The sequence below is a fragment of the Streptomyces sp. NPDC046939 genome, assembly GCF_040644575.1.
Classification (GTDB): domain Bacteria; phylum Actinomycetota; class Actinomycetes; order Streptomycetales; family Streptomycetaceae; genus Streptomyces.
The window spans coordinates 180,794-195,842 of sequence record NZ_JBEYWV010000010.1 but is presented as its reverse complement, the minus strand read 5'-3'; the positions used below and the strand labels follow the sequence as shown (position 1 = coordinate 195,842).

Annotated in this window: 13 protein-coding genes, 1 other RNA gene and 1 pseudogene; 9 read left to right on the top strand and 6 right to left on the bottom strand. The window is 72.8% G+C overall.

The features are described 5' to 3' along the window. The first annotated feature begins 176 nt into the window (after positions 1-176). From ABZ877_RS13920 to ABZ877_RS13910, 3 genes are all read left to right on the top strand, one after another. Positions 177-1,031 carry a MaoC/PaaZ C-terminal domain-containing protein gene (locus ABZ877_RS13920; protein ID WP_361069479.1) on the top strand — a complete coding sequence of 285 codons (855 nt, stop codon included), beginning with the start codon at positions 177-179 and terminating at the stop codon, positions 1,029-1,031. Between the two features lie 46 nt (positions 1,032-1,077). Continuing rightward, positions 1,078-2,154 carry a Zn-dependent alcohol dehydrogenase gene (locus tag ABZ877_RS13915; RefSeq protein WP_361069388.1) on the top strand — a complete coding sequence of 359 codons (1,077 nt, stop codon included), beginning with the start codon at positions 1,078-1,080 and terminating at the stop codon, positions 2,152-2,154. Positions 2,155-2,219: 65 nt separating this feature from the next. Beyond that, on the top strand, positions 2,220-3,158 hold the full coding sequence (locus ABZ877_RS13910; RefSeq protein WP_361069385.1) for a 3-oxoacyl-ACP reductase: 939 nt from the start codon (positions 2,220-2,222) through the stop codon (positions 3,156-3,158). 4 nt (positions 3,159-3,162) lie between these two features. On the opposite strand, the gene ABZ877_RS13905 is transcribed toward ABZ877_RS13910, so the two are convergent. Both ABZ877_RS13905 and ABZ877_RS13900 read right to left on the bottom strand, forming a co-directional pair. Then, positions 3,163-3,342: a hypothetical protein gene (locus ABZ877_RS13905; protein ID WP_361069382.1), complete on the bottom strand. Its 180-nt coding sequence runs from the start codon at positions 3,340-3,342 to the stop codon at positions 3,163-3,165. Between the two features lie 54 nt (positions 3,343-3,396). Next, positions 3,397-4,539, bottom strand: a complete 1,143-nt coding sequence (locus tag ABZ877_RS13900; protein WP_361069379.1) for a hypothetical protein — start codon at positions 4,537-4,539, stop codon at positions 3,397-3,399. 236 nt (positions 4,540-4,775) lie between these two features. Here ABZ877_RS13900 and ABZ877_RS13895 point away from each other — a divergent pair, with 236 nt between their 5' ends. From ABZ877_RS13895 to ABZ877_RS13885, 3 genes and pseudogenes are all read left to right on the top strand, one after another. Further along, positions 4,776-5,636, top strand: a complete 861-nt coding sequence (locus tag ABZ877_RS13895; protein WP_361069376.1) for a Nif3-like dinuclear metal center hexameric protein — start codon at positions 4,776-4,778, stop codon at positions 5,634-5,636. Further along, positions 5,633-6,376, top strand: a complete 744-nt coding sequence (locus ABZ877_RS13890; protein WP_361069476.1) for a C4-type zinc ribbon domain-containing protein — start codon at positions 5,633-5,635, stop codon at positions 6,374-6,376. Before ABZ877_RS13895 ends, ABZ877_RS13890 begins: the two co-directional genes overlap by 4 nt. A gap of 35 nt (positions 6,377-6,411) precedes the next feature. Continuing rightward, a pseudogene (locus ABZ877_RS13885) lies at positions 6,412-7,071 on the top strand (histidine phosphatase family protein); the annotation flags it as partial. A gap of 30 nt (positions 7,072-7,101) precedes the next feature. Here ABZ877_RS13885 and eda read toward each other — a convergent pair. The 4 genes from eda to ABZ877_RS13865 all read right to left on the bottom strand — a co-directional run bounded on the left by eda (position 7,102) and on the right by ABZ877_RS13865 (position 10,190). Then, positions 7,102-7,722 carry a bifunctional 4-hydroxy-2-oxoglutarate aldolase/2-dehydro-3-deoxy-phosphogluconate aldolase gene (eda, locus tag ABZ877_RS13880; protein ID WP_361069374.1) on the bottom strand — a complete coding sequence of 207 codons (621 nt, stop codon included), beginning with the start codon at positions 7,720-7,722 and terminating at the stop codon, positions 7,102-7,104. 76 nt (positions 7,723-7,798) lie between these two features. Further along, positions 7,799-8,581 carry a peroxide stress protein YaaA gene (yaaA, locus tag ABZ877_RS13875; protein ID WP_361069371.1) on the bottom strand — a complete coding sequence of 261 codons (783 nt, stop codon included), beginning with the start codon at positions 8,579-8,581 and terminating at the stop codon, positions 7,799-7,801. A 47-nt stretch (positions 8,582-8,628) separates the two neighbouring features. Then, complete coding sequence (locus tag ABZ877_RS13870; RefSeq protein ID WP_361069369.1) at positions 8,629-9,429, bottom strand: hypothetical protein; 801 nt, start codon at positions 9,427-9,429, stop codon at positions 8,629-8,631. After that, a complete protein-coding gene (locus ABZ877_RS13865) occupies positions 9,426-10,190 on the bottom strand; it encodes a MerR family transcriptional regulator (protein WP_361069366.1) in 765 nt (254 codons plus the stop codon). Before ABZ877_RS13865 ends, ABZ877_RS13870 begins: the two co-directional genes overlap by 4 nt. A gap of 86 nt (positions 10,191-10,276) precedes the next feature. Between ABZ877_RS13865 and rnpB the strand changes: the two genes are divergently transcribed. From rnpB to ABZ877_RS13850, 3 genes are all read left to right on the top strand, one after another. Then, positions 10,277-10,683, top strand: an RNA gene (gene rnpB, locus ABZ877_RS13860) — RNase P RNA component class A. A 140-nt stretch (positions 10,684-10,823) separates the two neighbouring features. Next, positions 10,824-11,972: a serine/threonine-protein kinase gene (locus ABZ877_RS13855; RefSeq protein WP_361069364.1), complete on the top strand. Its 1,149-nt coding sequence runs from the start codon at positions 10,824-10,826 to the stop codon at positions 11,970-11,972. A gap of 137 nt (positions 11,973-12,109) precedes the next feature. Then, positions 12,110-15,028, top strand: coding sequence for an SNF2-related protein (locus tag ABZ877_RS13850; protein WP_361069361.1), 2,919 nt, complete (start codon positions 12,110-12,112; stop codon positions 15,026-15,028). Positions 15,029-15,049 lie beyond the last annotated feature (21 nt).

Genomic DNA, 15,049 nt, shown 5'->3' with positions numbered 1-15,049 from the left:
GACGTCAGAAAGGGGTGGCGGCGCCCTTCCCAACCCCCCGGCCTCTTGGCTATACAGGAGGTCGCCGGGGCGGAATGGAACAGGTTCTAGAACCGGCCCGTGACGACCTCGGTGCGGCCGACGGTGCGGACGGCCGCACCGAGGTCTCGAAGCACGTCCGTGAGGAGCGCCCGCCCATGCCCATCGACGCCGTGAAGGCCCTCGCCGCCGAGGAGCGCACCACCGACATCACCTGGGACCACAAGGACGTCCAGCTCTACCACCTCGGCATCGGCGCGGGCATCCCCGCCACCGACCCCGCCGAACTCCGCTACACCCTGGAGTCCCGCCTCCACGTCCTGCCGAGCTTCGCGACGGTCGCGGGCGCCGGCATGGCGATGATGGGCGGTCTCGCCGCGCCCGGCATCGACGTGGACCTCGCGCACGTCCTGCACGGCGGCCAGACCATCGAGCTGCACCGTCCGATCCCGGTGAAGGGCGCGGCGCGCACGACCGCCCGCGTGGCCGCCGTGTACGACAAGGTGAAGGCCGCCGTCGTCGTCCTGCGCACCGAGGCCGTCGACGCCGACGGCCCGCTGTGGACCAGCGACGCGCAGGTCTTCATCCGCGGCGAGGGCGGCTTCGGCGGCGAGCGCGGCCCCTCCGGCCGCCTCCCGGACCCCGGCCGCGCGCCCGACCGCACCGTGGACCGCCCGATCCGCGAGGACCAGGCCCTCCTCTACCGCCTCTCCGGCGACTGGAACCCGCTCCACGCCGACCCCGCCTTCGCCGCGCGCGCCGGGTTCGACCGGCCGATCCTGCACGGCCTGTGCTCGTACGGCATGGCGCTCAAGGCGGTCGTCGACACCCTCCTCGACGGCGACGTCTCCCGTGTCACCCGCTACACCACCCGGTTCGCCGGTGTCGTCTTCCCCGGCGAGACGCTGCGCGTCCGCATGTGGCGAGAGCACGGCCGGGTCCGGGTCGAGGCGGTCGCGGTGGAGCGCGGCGAGGCCCCGGCCCTGGCCGACACCGTCGTCGACCACACCTGAACCGAACGAACGCATCGACCTCTGCGACGCGAAGGAGCCGCACCCCATGCGAGCAGCCGTTCTGCACGAGACGGGCCAGGACAAACTAGAGGTGCTCGACGACGTCGAGGCGGTCGGCTTCGGCCCCGGCAAGGTGCGGATCCGCATCCGGGCGACGGGCCTGTGCCACTCCGACCTCTCCGCCATGTCCGGCGTCCTGCCGCAGCCCGCGCCCTTCGTCCCCGGGCACGAGGGCGCAGGCGAGATCACCGACGTCGGCGACGGCGTGACCGGCCTCACCCCCGGCCAGCGCGTCCTCGTCTGCTGGCTGCCCGCCTGCGGCGCCTGCCCCGCCTGCAAGCGCGGCCAGACCCAGCTCTGCCTCGCCGGGTTCCTGAACGCGGGCACACCCAACTTCAAGCGCCCCGGCGGCGACGTGTTCGGCTTCGCGGGCACCGGCACCTTCGCCGAGGAGGTCGTGGTCGACGCGGGCTGCGCCGTGCCGATCCCCGACGACGTGCCCTTCGACATCGCCGCGCTCATCGGCTGCGGCGTCACCACCGGGCTCGGCGCCGCCATCAACACGGCCGACGTACAGGCCGGTTCGTCGGTCGCGGTCATCGGCTGCGGCGGTGTCGGCATCTCCGCGATCCAGGGCGCCCGGCTCAAGGGCGCCGCACAGATCGTCGCCGTCGACCCGGTGGCGTCGCGGCGCGAGGCGGCCCTGCGCTTCGGCGCGACGGAGGCGGTGGCCCCGGACGAACTGGCCGACGCCAAGCAGCGGCTCACCGAGGACGAGGGCTTCGACTACGTCTTCGAGGTCGTCGGGAAGTCGGCCACGGCCCGCACCGCGTACGAGACCACGCGGCGCGGCGGCACGCTCGTCGTCGTCGGCGCGGGCGCCATGGAGGACGTCCTCCAGCTCAACATGTTCGAGTTGTTCTTCGACGAGAAGCGGATTCTGCCCTCGATGTACGGCGGCGGAGACGTCCTGCGCTCCTACGAACGGGCCATGGCGCTGTGGCGCGCGGGCCGCATCGACCTGGAGTCCCTGATCACGCACAGGGTGCCGCTGGCAGAGATCAACGAGGCGTTGGACCAGATGCGCACGGGTGCAGCTTTGAGGACATGCATCGAGATGTGACTCCCCAGGGGCGCGACCAGCCACGACGGCGCCGCACTCGAAGTCGGACCGGTGAAGGGAAGCCCATGTCAACGCCGCTCAAGGGCCGCACGGCAATCGTCACAGGAGCGGGCCGCGGCCTGGGCCGCGCGGAGGCCCTGGAACTGGCCCGCCTCGGCGCGAACGTCGTCGTCAACGACTACGGCCGCCCGCACCGCGACGGCACCGGCGACGTGGACGCGGCCCCCGCCCACCGGGTGGCGGAAGAGATCCGAGGGCAGGGCGGCACAGCCACCGCCCACACAGGCGACGTGGCCGACCACGAACAGGCCGCACAACTGATCCAGGCAGCGATAGACACGTACGGTCGACTCGACATCCTGGTCAACAACGCCGGCATCCTCCGCGACCGCATGATCTTCTCGATGACCGAGGACGAGTGGGACTCCGTCATCCGCGTCCACCTCAAGGGGCACTACAACACGACCCACTTCGCGTCCCGCCACTGGCGCGAGCGCGCCAAGGCGAGCGGCGCGCCCGTCTTCGGCCGCATCGTGAACACGTCGTCGGAGGCGTTCCTCGCGGGCTCGGCGGGACAGCCGAACTACGCGGCGGCGAAGGGCGGCATCGTCGGCCTGACCACGTCGACGGCGCTGGCCCTCGCCAAGTACGGCGTCACCGCCAACGTCATCTGCCCCCGGGCCCGCACCCGGATGACGGAGGACGTCTTCGCCGGGTCCGCCGCACCCGGCGACGGCCTCGACCCGCTGGCCCCGGAGCACGTCGCCCCGCTCGTCGGCTACCTCGCCTCACCCGCCGCCGCGCACGTCAACGGCCAGCTCCTCGTCGTGCACGGCGGCATGGTCGCGATCGTCGAACGCCCGCGGGTGCGCGCGAAGTTCGACACCGCGAAGGAGGCGTTCACGTACGAGGAGCTGGACGCGCTGCTCACCCCGCACTACAGGGAGCGCCCGCCGGCGGAGACGTTCGCGGCGGCGGAGGTGCTGGCGCTCGGGCGGGACTGACGCGCTACGCCTGCGGCTCCTCGGCCCGGGGGCCCCGGTGGCGCCCGCGCGGCTCGGTCTGTTCGCTCGGCGCGGCGGGCGCGGAGGTCACCGTCCCCCGGTGCCGCCCGTGCCCAACCTGTTCGACGGAGGCTTCCGCCACCGCACCGTCCACACCCGCGTCCCTACCGTTGCTTTCCACCATCGGAAAACTCACCCCGTAAACCCGTACAAGATCGTTCAGTTGCGCCGGGCGAGTCTAACCTTTGGCCCTACGTCCACCGAGAGGTGCCTGCGCCAAGGGCACGGGGCGCGGAGCGGCAGGCGCAGGGGGCTCGCTCGGCGCCCGCTCCTCGGGTGCCGCGGGCTCCGGCGCGGGCAGCCGGGCGAGGCCGCAGGGCACGTCGTCGGTGGCGTACGGGAGCGCCAGCTCGCCCGACCGCGACCAGAACCCGGACCCCGTCAACCAGCCGCGCGGCGCCGGGAATTGGTGCAGCCTGCCCTCGGCGGGGCGCCACACCCCGAGCCAGGGCGAACCCTGCGCACCGGCGGCCCCGTCGACGCGCAGCGCCACCGCGCACCCCTCCGGCGTGAGCGTCTGCCCCGGCTGCACCGCGAACGGCGTCAGCGTGCACCCGGCGGGCCGCAGCGCGCGCGGGAAGCGGACCGGCAGCGTACTGCCCAGCACGCCCCAGCCGAGCCGGGGCCGCCCCGCCTCCACCGCGTCGGAACGGACCAGGATCAGACCGCTGTCCGGGTCGGCGAGGAGCAGCCGGTCCTCGCTCTCCTCGGTGATCTGCAACAGCGGCGAGACCTCGCCGCCCCGCTCCAGGTCCACCGCCACCGTCTTCACCGGGCCGCCGCCGGGCTCCTCCCGGTCGAGCGCGAGCAGCCGCCCCGCGGGATCGAGCCACACGCCGCCCGAGCATCTGCCCCTCACCTCGGCCACATGCTCCGGGCCGAAGGCGCCGCCCGCCACCAGCCACACGTCGGTCGTCTCCTCGCGCCGGGAGACGGCGTAGGCGCGCCGCCCGTCCGGGGCCGGCGGCAGCAGCGTCAGCTCCTCGCACTCGACGGCCCCGAGCGGCACCTCGCCCGTCGCGGGCCCCGTCGGATAGAGGAGGAAGAACAGGTGACGGCCGTCGGCCCGGCGCTGGATGAGGACCCGGCCGTCGGTCAGCGGCAGCACGGCGGTCCCGGGCTCCTCCGGCTGATGGGCGGGGAGCGGCACCGCGTACGGCTCGGGGCCGTCGAGGGTCCAGCGCTCGGGGTACCACGCCCCGGGGCTCCCGCCGTCGTGCGCGAGCCGGGCCGCGTACGTCGCGTCCGCGGTGATCACGCAAGGGGGCCGCGGCGGCTGCGGTCGCGTCCGTGCCGCGGGCTCAGTGGCCAAGGCCGTCATGGGATCCGTCGCCTCCGACTGTCCTGGTCCGCCAGTGCTTGCTCGGTGCCCCGCCCCGCTGCCCCACCCCGTTCACCTGCACAGCCGAAGCTAGTTTTCGCATCTGCCTCCGGGGTCCGCCCGGCCCGGCGCTTCACACCAAAGGGTGGCCGTGGCCGGAATCGGCTGTAGGGAAGTACTTGGTGTGCTCACGAACCGGGCAGGGGGGTGCCGCGCGGCGCAGGTAACCTGTCTGCGTGCCCCGTCTGTCTGAAGTAACCGCCGCGCTCGACGCCCTCTGGCCCCCCGCTCTCGCCGAGGGCTGGGACGCGGTCGGCACGGTCGCCGGTGACCCGGACGCCGAGGTCGGCCGGGTCCTGTTCGCCGTCGACCCGGTCCAGGAGATCGCCGACGAGGCGGTGAAGCTCGGCGCGGACCTGCTGGTCACGCACCACCCGCTGTATCTGCGCGGGACGACGACGGTCGCGGCCGACACCTTCAAGGGCAAGGTCGTCCACACCCTGATCAGACACGACGTGGCCCTGCACGTCGCGCACACCAACGCCGACAAGGCCGACCCCGGCGTCTCCGACGCGCTCGCCGGAGCGCTCGACGTCCGGATCGTCCGCCCCCTCGTGCCCGACCCCACGGACCCCACCGGCCGCCGCGGCCTCGGCCGGGTCTGCGAACTCGACCACCCGCTCACCCTGCGCGAGCTGGCGGCCCGCGCCGCCGAGCGGCTCCCCGCCACCGCGCAGGGCATCCGCGCGGCGGGCGACCCGGACGCCACGATCCGCACGCTCGCCGTCTCCGGCGGCAGCGGCGACAGCCTCTTCGACGCCGTGCGCGCCGCCGGCGTCGACGCCTTCCTCACCGCCGACCTGCGCCACCACCCGGTGAGCGAGGCCCGCGAACACTCACCTCTCGCGCTGCTCGACGCCGCGCACTGGGCCACCGAGTGGCCCTGGTGCGAACAGGCCGCCGCCCAGCTCGACGAGGTCTCCGACCGCGAGGGATGGGGCCTGCGCGTCCACGTCTCCCGTACGGTCACCGACCCCTGGACCGCCCACGCGGCGTCCCACCGCGAACCCCTGACTACTTTTGGAGCCCCCAACTGAACGCCGCGCCCGCCGACCAGATCCGCCTCCTCGACGTCCAGGAACTGGACGTCCGCCTCCAGCAGCTCCGGCACAAGAAGAAGTCGCTGCCCGAGCACGCCGAGATCGAGTCGCTCACCAAGGACCTCGCGCAACTGCGTGACCTGCACGTCGCCGCGACCACCGAGGAGAGCGACTGCTCCCGCGAGCAGACCAAGGCCGAGCAGGACGTCGACCAGGTCCGCCAGCGCGCCACCCGCGACCAGCAGCGCCTGGACTCCGGCGCGGTCACCTCGCCGAAGGACCTGGAGAACCTCCAGCGCGAGATCGCCTCCCTCGCCAAGCGCCAGGGCGACCTGGAGGACGTCGTCCTGGAGGTCATGGAGCGCCGCGAGTCCGCGCAGGAGCGCGTGAACGAGCTGTCCGAGCGCCTCGCCGCCGTCCAGGCCAAGGTCGACGACGCGACGGCCCGCCGCGACCAGGCCGCCGCCCAGCTCGACACCGAGATCGCCGCGGTCACCAAGGAGCGCGAGGTCGTCGCCGGTTCGATCCCCGCCGACCTCCTCAAGCTCTACGACAAGCTCCGCGAGAAGGAGGGCGGCGTCGGCGCGGCCAAGCTGTTCCAGCGCCGCTGCGAGGGCTGCCGCCTGGAGCTCAACATCACCGAGCTGAACGAGGTGCGCGCCGCCGCCCCCGACACCGTCGTCCGCTGCGAGAACTGCCGCCGCATCCTGGTCCGTACGGCGGAGTCGGGCCTCTGACCGGTACGAAGGCCGTGACCGCGCGAGCCGGGGGGCCTGACATGAGCCCCCCGGCCACGCTCGTGCTGCTGCGCCACGGCGAGACGGCGCTGACCCCCGAGAAGCGGTTCTCCGGGAGCGGCTTCCTCAGGGGCGTCGGCACCGATCCGGAGCTGTCGGCGACGGGCCGCGACCAGGCGGCGCGCGTCGCGGCGGAGCTGGCGGCGCGGGGCCAGGTCGAAGCGGTCGTCTCGTCGCCGCTCACGCGCTGCCGCGAGACGGCTCAGGTCGTCGCCGACCGGCTCGGCCTCGACGGCGTCGCGATCGACGACGACCTACGCGAGACCGACTTCGGGGCGTGGGAAGGGCTCACGTTCAAGGAGGTCAGGGAGCGCCACCCGGCCGACATGAACGCCTGGCTCGCCTCACCGGACGCCGCCCCCAGCGGCGGCGGCGAGAGCTTCGCGGCGGTCGCCGAGCGGGTCGCGGCGGTCCGCGACCGCCTGACCGCCGCGCACCGGGGCCGTACGGTCCTCGTCGTCAGCCACGTCACGCCCGTCAAGACACTCGTGCGGCTCGCGCTCGGCGCCCCGCCCGAGGCGTTGTTCCGCATGGAGCTGTCGGCGGCGTCCCTGACGACGATCGCGTACTACGCCGACGGGAACGCGAGCGTGCGCGCGGTCAACGAGACCGCGCACCTGTTCACCGGGCGGTGAGCTTCCCGATGCGCTTCCCGGTCAGCTTCTCTAGGCCGTGAGGGCGCTCGCCTCGCGGGCCAGCTTCTCGACCCGGCCCCAGTCCTTGGCGGCGATCGCGTCGTTCGGGAGCATCCACGTGCCGCCCACGCAGCCGACGTTCCTCAGCGCCAGATAGGTGGGGGCGTTCGCGGGCGAGACCCCGCCGGTCGGACAGAACCGGGCCTGCGGCAGCGGCCCGGCGAGCGCCTTCAGATAGGGGACGCCACCGGCCGCCTCGGCGGGGAAGAACTTCATCTCGCGCACCCCGCGCTCCAGGAGCGCCACGACCTCCGAGGCGGTGGAGACGCCCGGCAGGAACGGGACGCCCGCCCCCTTCATCGCGTCGAGCAGCGTGTCCGTCCACCCCGGGCTGACCAGGAACTCCGCGCCCGCGTCCACCGAGTCGGCGACGTTCGCGGGGGAGATCACGGTGCCCGCGCCGACGACCGCGCCCTCGACCTCGGCGGCCATCGCGCTGATCGCGTCGAGCGCGGCGGGCGTGCGCAGGGTCACCTCGATCGCGGGCAGCCCGCCCGCGACGAGCGCCCGCGCGAGCGGCACCGCGTCGCTGACGTCCTCCACGACGACGACGGGAACGACGGGGGCGAGATCGAGCACAGAGGAGGTCATGACCTCATCCTGCCCGGATGAAACATCCTGCGCAAAGCCCGTTGCGCAGGATGCAATGGGCAAGGGATCGGGGGGCTCAGTGCACTTCGTCGACGAGCACGTCCAGGCTCCAGGCGCGCCCGCCCTTGGCAGGCGCCTCCACCTCCACCTCGTACGACAGCTCCCGCAACGCCTCCACCAGCTCCGCCGGGGACGCGGGAGCGACGCCCGAGGTCAGCAGCGAGCGCACGATGCGCCCCTTGGTCGCCTTGTTGAAGTGGCTGACGACCTTGCGGGTCGGCGCGTGCAGCACCCGCACCGTCGCCGTCCGCTCCGCGACCTCGCCCTTCGGCTTCCACGCGGCCGCGTACGCCGCCGACCGCAGATCGAGCACGAGCCCGTCCCCGGCGGCCTCGGGCAGCACCTCGGCCATGGGCGCCCGCCAGTACGCGCCGAGCGCGCCGAGCCCGGGCAGCTTCACCCCCATCGAGCATCGGTAGGACGGAATCCGGTCGGTCACGCGCACGGCGCCCCACAGCCCGGAGAAGACGAGGAGGCTGCGCGCGGCCCGCTTCTTCGCGGCGGCGTCGAGGGAGGCGAGCCCGAGGGCGTCGTAGAGGACACCGGTGTAGATCTCCCCGGCGGGCCGGGCGCCGGCGGTGCGCAGCCCGGCGTTTTTGGCGACCTCGCCGCGCAGCCCTTCGCTGAGCCCGAGGACGTGCCGTGCCTTCTCCTCGTCCGCGGAGCACAGCTCGACCAGCTCGTCGAGGACGGCCGCCCGCGCCGGAGCGAGCCCCTGCAACGACAACGACTCCGGCTTCAGCGGGGCGCCCCGCCCCGAGGCGGCCTTCCCCTCGGACGGCGGCAGCAAGACGAGCACGGGCGATCTCCTTCGTACGACGGGCAGGGGTGCGGCCCCGCGCCAGGTTAGTCGGCGACGGGCGACGGCTCGGCCCGCGCCCGCGTCAGCCGCTCCTCCAGGACGCGGGCCAGCCGCTCCGGCTCCTCCGCGTGCAGCCGCACCACGACGACGTCCCTGGGCCGCCCGAGAAGGGTGTGATGCCGCACCGGCTCGCGCAGCTCCAGCGTGAGACTGGTCTGCGACGCGACGTCGAGATGCAGCTCGCCCTCGGCCTGGGTGTGCGTGAACCGGTTCTCGCGGCGCACACGCGCGATCCGCTCCAGCGGTATCCGCAGATCGACGTGGGCCCCGCGCCGCACCCGCACCATGTCGCCGGTGACGACGTGCGGCCGCGTCACGGCCGCCGCGTGCAGCCCGAGCACCATGAGCACGGTGTAGACGTCCAGGAAGAACACGACCCGGTGGATCGCGGGTTCGTCCCGCAGCAGCGCCCACATCCCGAACGTCTCCACGACGCACACGAAGGCGAACGCGTACATCATCGAGGCCTGCCCCTTGGCGTACGGGAACGGGTCGGCCCCCGCCGGGACCCCGTGCCGTCGCCGCGCCACCCACAGCCCGAGGCTCCCGAACACCCGCGCCTCGTGCCCGACGAGCCGACGAGCGGTGGGCGGCAGAACGTCCTTGACGGCGCCGCCCCCACCGCGCCGGAACACAAGGAGAAGCAACAGACCCTCGACGACGACCACGAGAACGACGGCGGCCTCCACGTACGCGGGCGGCCGCACCCCGACGACGAGGGAGAAGGCCAGCCCCAGCTCAACGGCGAGCACGACGCAGGCCAGCGCCCGCACCACCCGCTTCACCGCGCCTCACCCCGCTCGGCGGCGAGCCGCATCGCGAGCCGTACGGCCTCGGCCTGGGCGGGGGAGAAGTCGGCGAGGACCGACTCGAGGAACCCCTGCTGCGCGGGCGTGTCCGCGCTGGGCAGCTCCGGGGGCAGGCAGGCGACCAGCGCCCGCGCGGCCTCCGCGACGCGGGGATCGCCGGGCGGGGCGTCGGCGAGGGCGTCGAGCCGGGCGTACACGTCGCGGACCGCCTCCATGGCGTCCGGGTCGGTGAGGGTGGGACGCAGGGCCGCCATCAGCTGGTCGCGGAGTTCGGGCGGCGCGGTGGTGTCGATCAGGGTCAGCATCTCGCGGTCCTTGGCGGCCGTCGGCGACGCGTCGGCCAGCTCCCCGACCTCCCCCAGCAGGGCGGCGAGCTCGGGCGAGACGGGCCCCTCGGGAAGCAGCCGCCCGCGCTCGGCGTCGTCGAGAAGCGCCCGCAACCGGGCGCGCCGCCGGTGGATCGCGGCCTCCTCCCGCGCCAGATCGGCGTCCAGCTCCGCCAGCACCTCGACCAGCTCCCGCCCGGCGTCGTCCGCGAGCACGTCCCGCACCTCGGCGAGCCCGAGCCCCAACTCGGTGAGCCGCCGGATCCGGGCCAGCTCGACGGCGTGCCGGAGCCCGTAGTCGCGATAGCCGTTGCCCAGCCGCCCGGGCTCCGGCAGCAGGCCGAGATGGTGGTAGTGCCGGATGGCACGCGTGGTGACACCGACGACGGCGGCGAGCTCCCCGATCCTCATGGGCTCAGTAGAAACGTTGACGCGGCGGCAGGGTCAAGGCGGAACCGCCGGTGATCCGTGCCGGGTATCATGGCGGGCACGGCAGACGAGCCGGGCGGACGGCCGCGTGGGATCCCTTTCGGACCCCCCGAGGAACGTCCGGGCTCCACAGGGCAAGGTGGTGGCTAACGGCCACCCGGGGTGACCCGCGGGACAGTGCCACAGAAAACAGACCGCCAGGGACCTCGGTCCCCGGTAAGGGTGAAACGGTGGTGTAAGAGACCACCAGCGCCTGAGGTGACTCAGGCGGCTAGGTAAACCCCACCTGGAGCAAGGTCAAGAGGGAACGCCTCTCCGGAGACGTTCCTGCGCGGACGATCGAGGGCTGCCCGCCCGAGTCCGCGGGTAGACCGCACGAGGCCGGTGGCAACACCGGCCCTAGATGGATGGCCGTCTCCCCGGCCACCGCGAGGTGACCGGGCGACAGAACCCGGCGTACAGCCCGACTCGTCTGCCGCTCAGGTGCCCTGACAATTGTCCCTTGTCCATCGTTGGTAGTCTGCGCCGCATGGTTTGACGTGCCGCCAGGGCGAGCCGGGCCGCACGGGCAGCGCGAGGGCCGTGCGCCGGACGTCGAGGGGGAGCGAAGACGCCGTGGAACCGTTGAGGAACGACGACCCCGTGCAGATCGGCGGCTACACGCTGCGGGGGCGCATCGGCTCCGGCGGCATGGGCCGGGTCTATCTCGGGGAGTCGCCGGCCGGCCAGCAGGTCGCCGTCAAGGTCATCAAGTCCTCCGTCCTGGACTCCGAGACCCGCAGCAGGTTCGTGCTCGAGGTGGAGAACCTCAGAAAGGTCTTCGGCCCGCGCGTCGCCGCCTTCGCCGGTGCCGACCCGCTCGCCGAGCGGCCCTGGCTGGCCGTCGACTACGTTCCCGGCCCCGACCTCCTGCGTCACGTCCGTGACCACGGCCCTCTCGCGCTGGTGGAGACCGCTAGCCTCGGCGCACTGCTCGCCGAGGGACTCACCTCCGTCCACCAGGCGCAGCTCCTGCACCGGGACCTCAAACCGCAGAACATCCTGCTCGGGCCGGACGGTCCGAAGGTGATCGACTTCGGACTGGCCGTCCTCGCGGAACGCCGCACGACCCTGACCGCGACCGGAGTCGTGGTCGGGAGCGTGCTGTGCATGCCGCCGGAGCAGGCCGAGGGCAGCCACCATCTGACCTCGGCGGCGGACGTCTACGCCCTGGGTGTCGTGCTGCTCTTCGCAGCCACCGGCCACTACCCCTACGACGGTGACAATTGGCTCACGGTCGCGGCGCGCATCGGCGACCCGGACCAGGCTCCGGACCTGACGGGTCTGCCCGCACAACTGGTGCCCGTCGTATCGTCAATGCTTGCGTTCGAGCCGGCCGACCGGCCCTCCCTCCAAGAGGTGACCGCCGCACTGGTATCAGTCCTCACCGGCTCGGGTGTCAACGCACGGCAGGCACGGCAGCGCCTGATCACGGCGACCGCTCCGCACGCCGACGGCCGGGTCGTACCTCCTCCGGGGCCGATCGCCGACTACGTCCCCACGGTCGTGGATATGCCGGCGCCCCCGCCTGAGGAGCAGGCAGACGCGTCGGACGCGGCCGTCGAGAAGAACACGCCCGCCCCCGCCGCGCGTCCAGCGCCCCCGGCCCGCCCCCGCCGCGGTCGCACCCCGGACGTCGCCACCGCCCATGCTGTCGCCGAGGCCCTGCGCTCCGCCTACGCTCGGGACGCTCCCTTCGCTCCCGTCCGCGCGGGGAGCCGCTGACGGGCGCACCCGCCCCTTCTCGCGCCCACTTCCCGCAGCGACCTGCACGGACACCGCGCGCCATGGAAGACTTGCGCGGTATTCGCCCCCTTCGGGCGGCGACAGAGGCAGTGTGCGCAGGACGCGGAGGCAGCAGAGTGACCCACCAGCCGGACGTCTCGGAGTCCAGGTTCCCGCCGGGGGCCCAGATCCTCGTACGGGACGAGGAGTGGCTGGTCAAAAACGTGACGCCGAGCCGGGACGGCGCCAAGATCGAGGCGGTGGGCGTCTCGGAGTTCGTCCGAGACGAACCGGCTGTCTTCTTCACGGAGATCGAGCGCCTGGCCGGCGACGGGGTCAAGCTCCTCGACCCCGAGGACACCGAGCTGGTCGAGGACCCGACCGACCACTTCCGCCGCAGCCGCCTCTTTCTGGAGGCCCTGCTGCGCAAGACCCCGCTCCCGCAGACCGAGCGCGGTCTTGCCCTCGCCGACCGCTTCCTCGTCGACCCCCTCAGCTACCAGCAGCGCCCCGCCGAACTGGCCCTCTCCCTCGCCAACCTGCGACCCCGCCTGCTCATCGCCGACGTCGTGGGCCTCGGCAAGACCCTGGAGATCGGTCTCACCCTGGCCGAGCTGATCCGACGCGGCCGCGGCGAGCGGATCCTCGTCGTCACCCCGCAGCACGTCCTGGAGCAGTTCCAGCACGAGCTGTGGACCCGTTTCTCCATCCCCCTGATCCGCCTCGACTCGGTCGGCATCCAGCGCATCCAGCGCGAGATCCCGGCCGGCCGCAACCCGTTCACGCACTACAAGCGGGTCATCGTCTCCGTCGACACCTTGAAGAACATCGGGCAGTACCGTCACCACTTGGAGAAGATCCACTGGGACGCGGTCGTCATCGACGAGTCCCACAACCTCATCAACCGAGGCAGCCAGCGCAACGCCCTCGCCCGGGTCCTCGCCCCCAACACCGACGCCCTGCTGCTGGCCAGCGCCACCCCGCACAACGGCGACGGCAAGTCCTTCGCCGAGCTGATCAGCCTGCTCGACCCGGCGGCGATCGCCGACCCGAACGACTACGACGCCGAGAACGACCTCGGCCACCTCTTCATCCGCCGTACGAAGGTGCACCCCGAGGTCCGCGACCAGATCGGCAAGGAGTGGGCCGACCGCGATCCCACCGTCTCCGTGCCGTGCACGGCGACCGACGCCGAGGAGCGCATATTCGCGGAGCTCACCGAGCACTGGATTCCGGCCCCTGACACCTCCACCGATTTCGGCGCCGCGCCGTCCGGCCGTACGGCCCTCACCGAGGACCGCCTCTTCCCGTACACGCTCCTCAAGGCCTTCCTCTCCTCGCACCGGGCGCTCGCCAAGACCGTCACGACCCGCGCGAAGAACCTGAAGGACAAGGCGGCGAAGACGGCGCCCGGCACCCCCGCCGCCGCTCGCCTCGCCACCGAACTCGCCGCGCTGGACCGTCTGTCCGCGCTTGTCTCCGCGATCGGGGAGGCCGGAACTCCAGGGGACTCCGCCAAGCTGGACGCCCTCGTGGAGCAGCTGACCGACATCGGCGTGCGGCCCGGCTCCGCTACCCGGGTCGTGGTCTTTTCCGAGCGCGTCGAGACGCTGAAGTGGCTCGCGAAGGTCGTCCCCGCCCGCCTCGGCTTCACCGACGAGCAGGCGAAAGAGGCCGTGAAGGTCATGCACGGCGGCCTGTCGGACAAGGAGCAGATGGAGGTCGTGGAGGCATTCGGCCTGGCCCACCACCCCGTCCGCATCCTCTTCACCGGTGACGTCGCCTCCGAGGGCGTCAACCTGCACCGCCAGTGCCACGACCTCGTGCACTACGACATCCCCTGGTCGCTGATCCGCATCGAGCAGCGCAACGGCCGTATCGACCGCTACGGCCAGAAGCACAACCCCCGCTTCCGCGCGCTGATCCTGCATTCCGCCACCGAGGGCGTCAAGGACGACCGCACGGTCGCCGAGAAGCTCCTCCGGCGCGAGGAGGAGGCCTACCGGCTCGACGGCACCGCGGAGGCGGTCACCGGCCTGTACCGGGCGGAGGAGGAGGAACGGCGGCTGATCAAGGACCTCCTCGCCGGCCGCACGGTCGAGGAATCTCTCGAAGCCTCGCCCACCCCCGGCGACCCGCTGACGGCCCTGTTCTCTCAGCCGTCCGTGCTGCCGGAGCACCGACCGGTACCCAAAGCCCAGGTCCCGTCCCTGTTCGGCGGCGATACGGAGGCGTTCGTACGGGCGGCCCTCGACGAGGTCTACGACGAACGCCCGCATGACGCCCTCGACCTCTCCGAGCACCAGCACACCGGCCCGCGCGGCGAACCGGCCCGCTACCTCAGCCTGTCCACGGCGAAGGCGCCCGACCTGCTCCACCGCCTCGATGTCCTGCCCCCCGACTATCTGCGGAACCAGAAGCTGAAGGAACGGCTCCTGGTCACCTTCGACCGTGGTCTCGGACAGCACAGCCTGGACGAGGCCCGGGGCAAGTCGGGCTCAAGCTGGCCCGCCATCGGCTACCTCACCGACATCCACCCCCTGGTGGAATGGCTGGTCGACAAGGTCCTCGTCCAACTGGGCCGCCAGCAAGCGCCCGTGCTGCTCACTCCGGGTGCGACCGGCCCGACCTTCCTCGTGCAGGGGATCTACTCCAACAAGCTCGGCCGTCCCACGGTCGTGGAGTGGATGGCGGTACGAGGTCTGCCGGACGCCCCCGAGGTGGTACCGATGCCGGACGCCCTGACCGAGGCCGGTGTCGGACCCGACATGGCCAACCCGGCCCCGCCCGGTGACCTGCCCGAACTCCAGCGGCTCGTCCCGGCCGCCGTCGCTGCGGCCCGCGAGCACCTGGAGGAGCGCAAGGACGCCTGGACCCGGCAGATCAGCGCCCAGCTCGACGACTACCGCGCACGCCTGGGCCGCTGGCAGCAGCAGTCCCTGCTGCCCGGCCGGGTCGTTGAGGACACCATCCGCCACCAGACGGAACTGGCCGACAAGCTCACCGCCACCGGCCGCCCGCTGCTGCGCGTCCTGGCCGTCCTCGACCGCGCCTGACCCACCCTTCTCGAAACCACC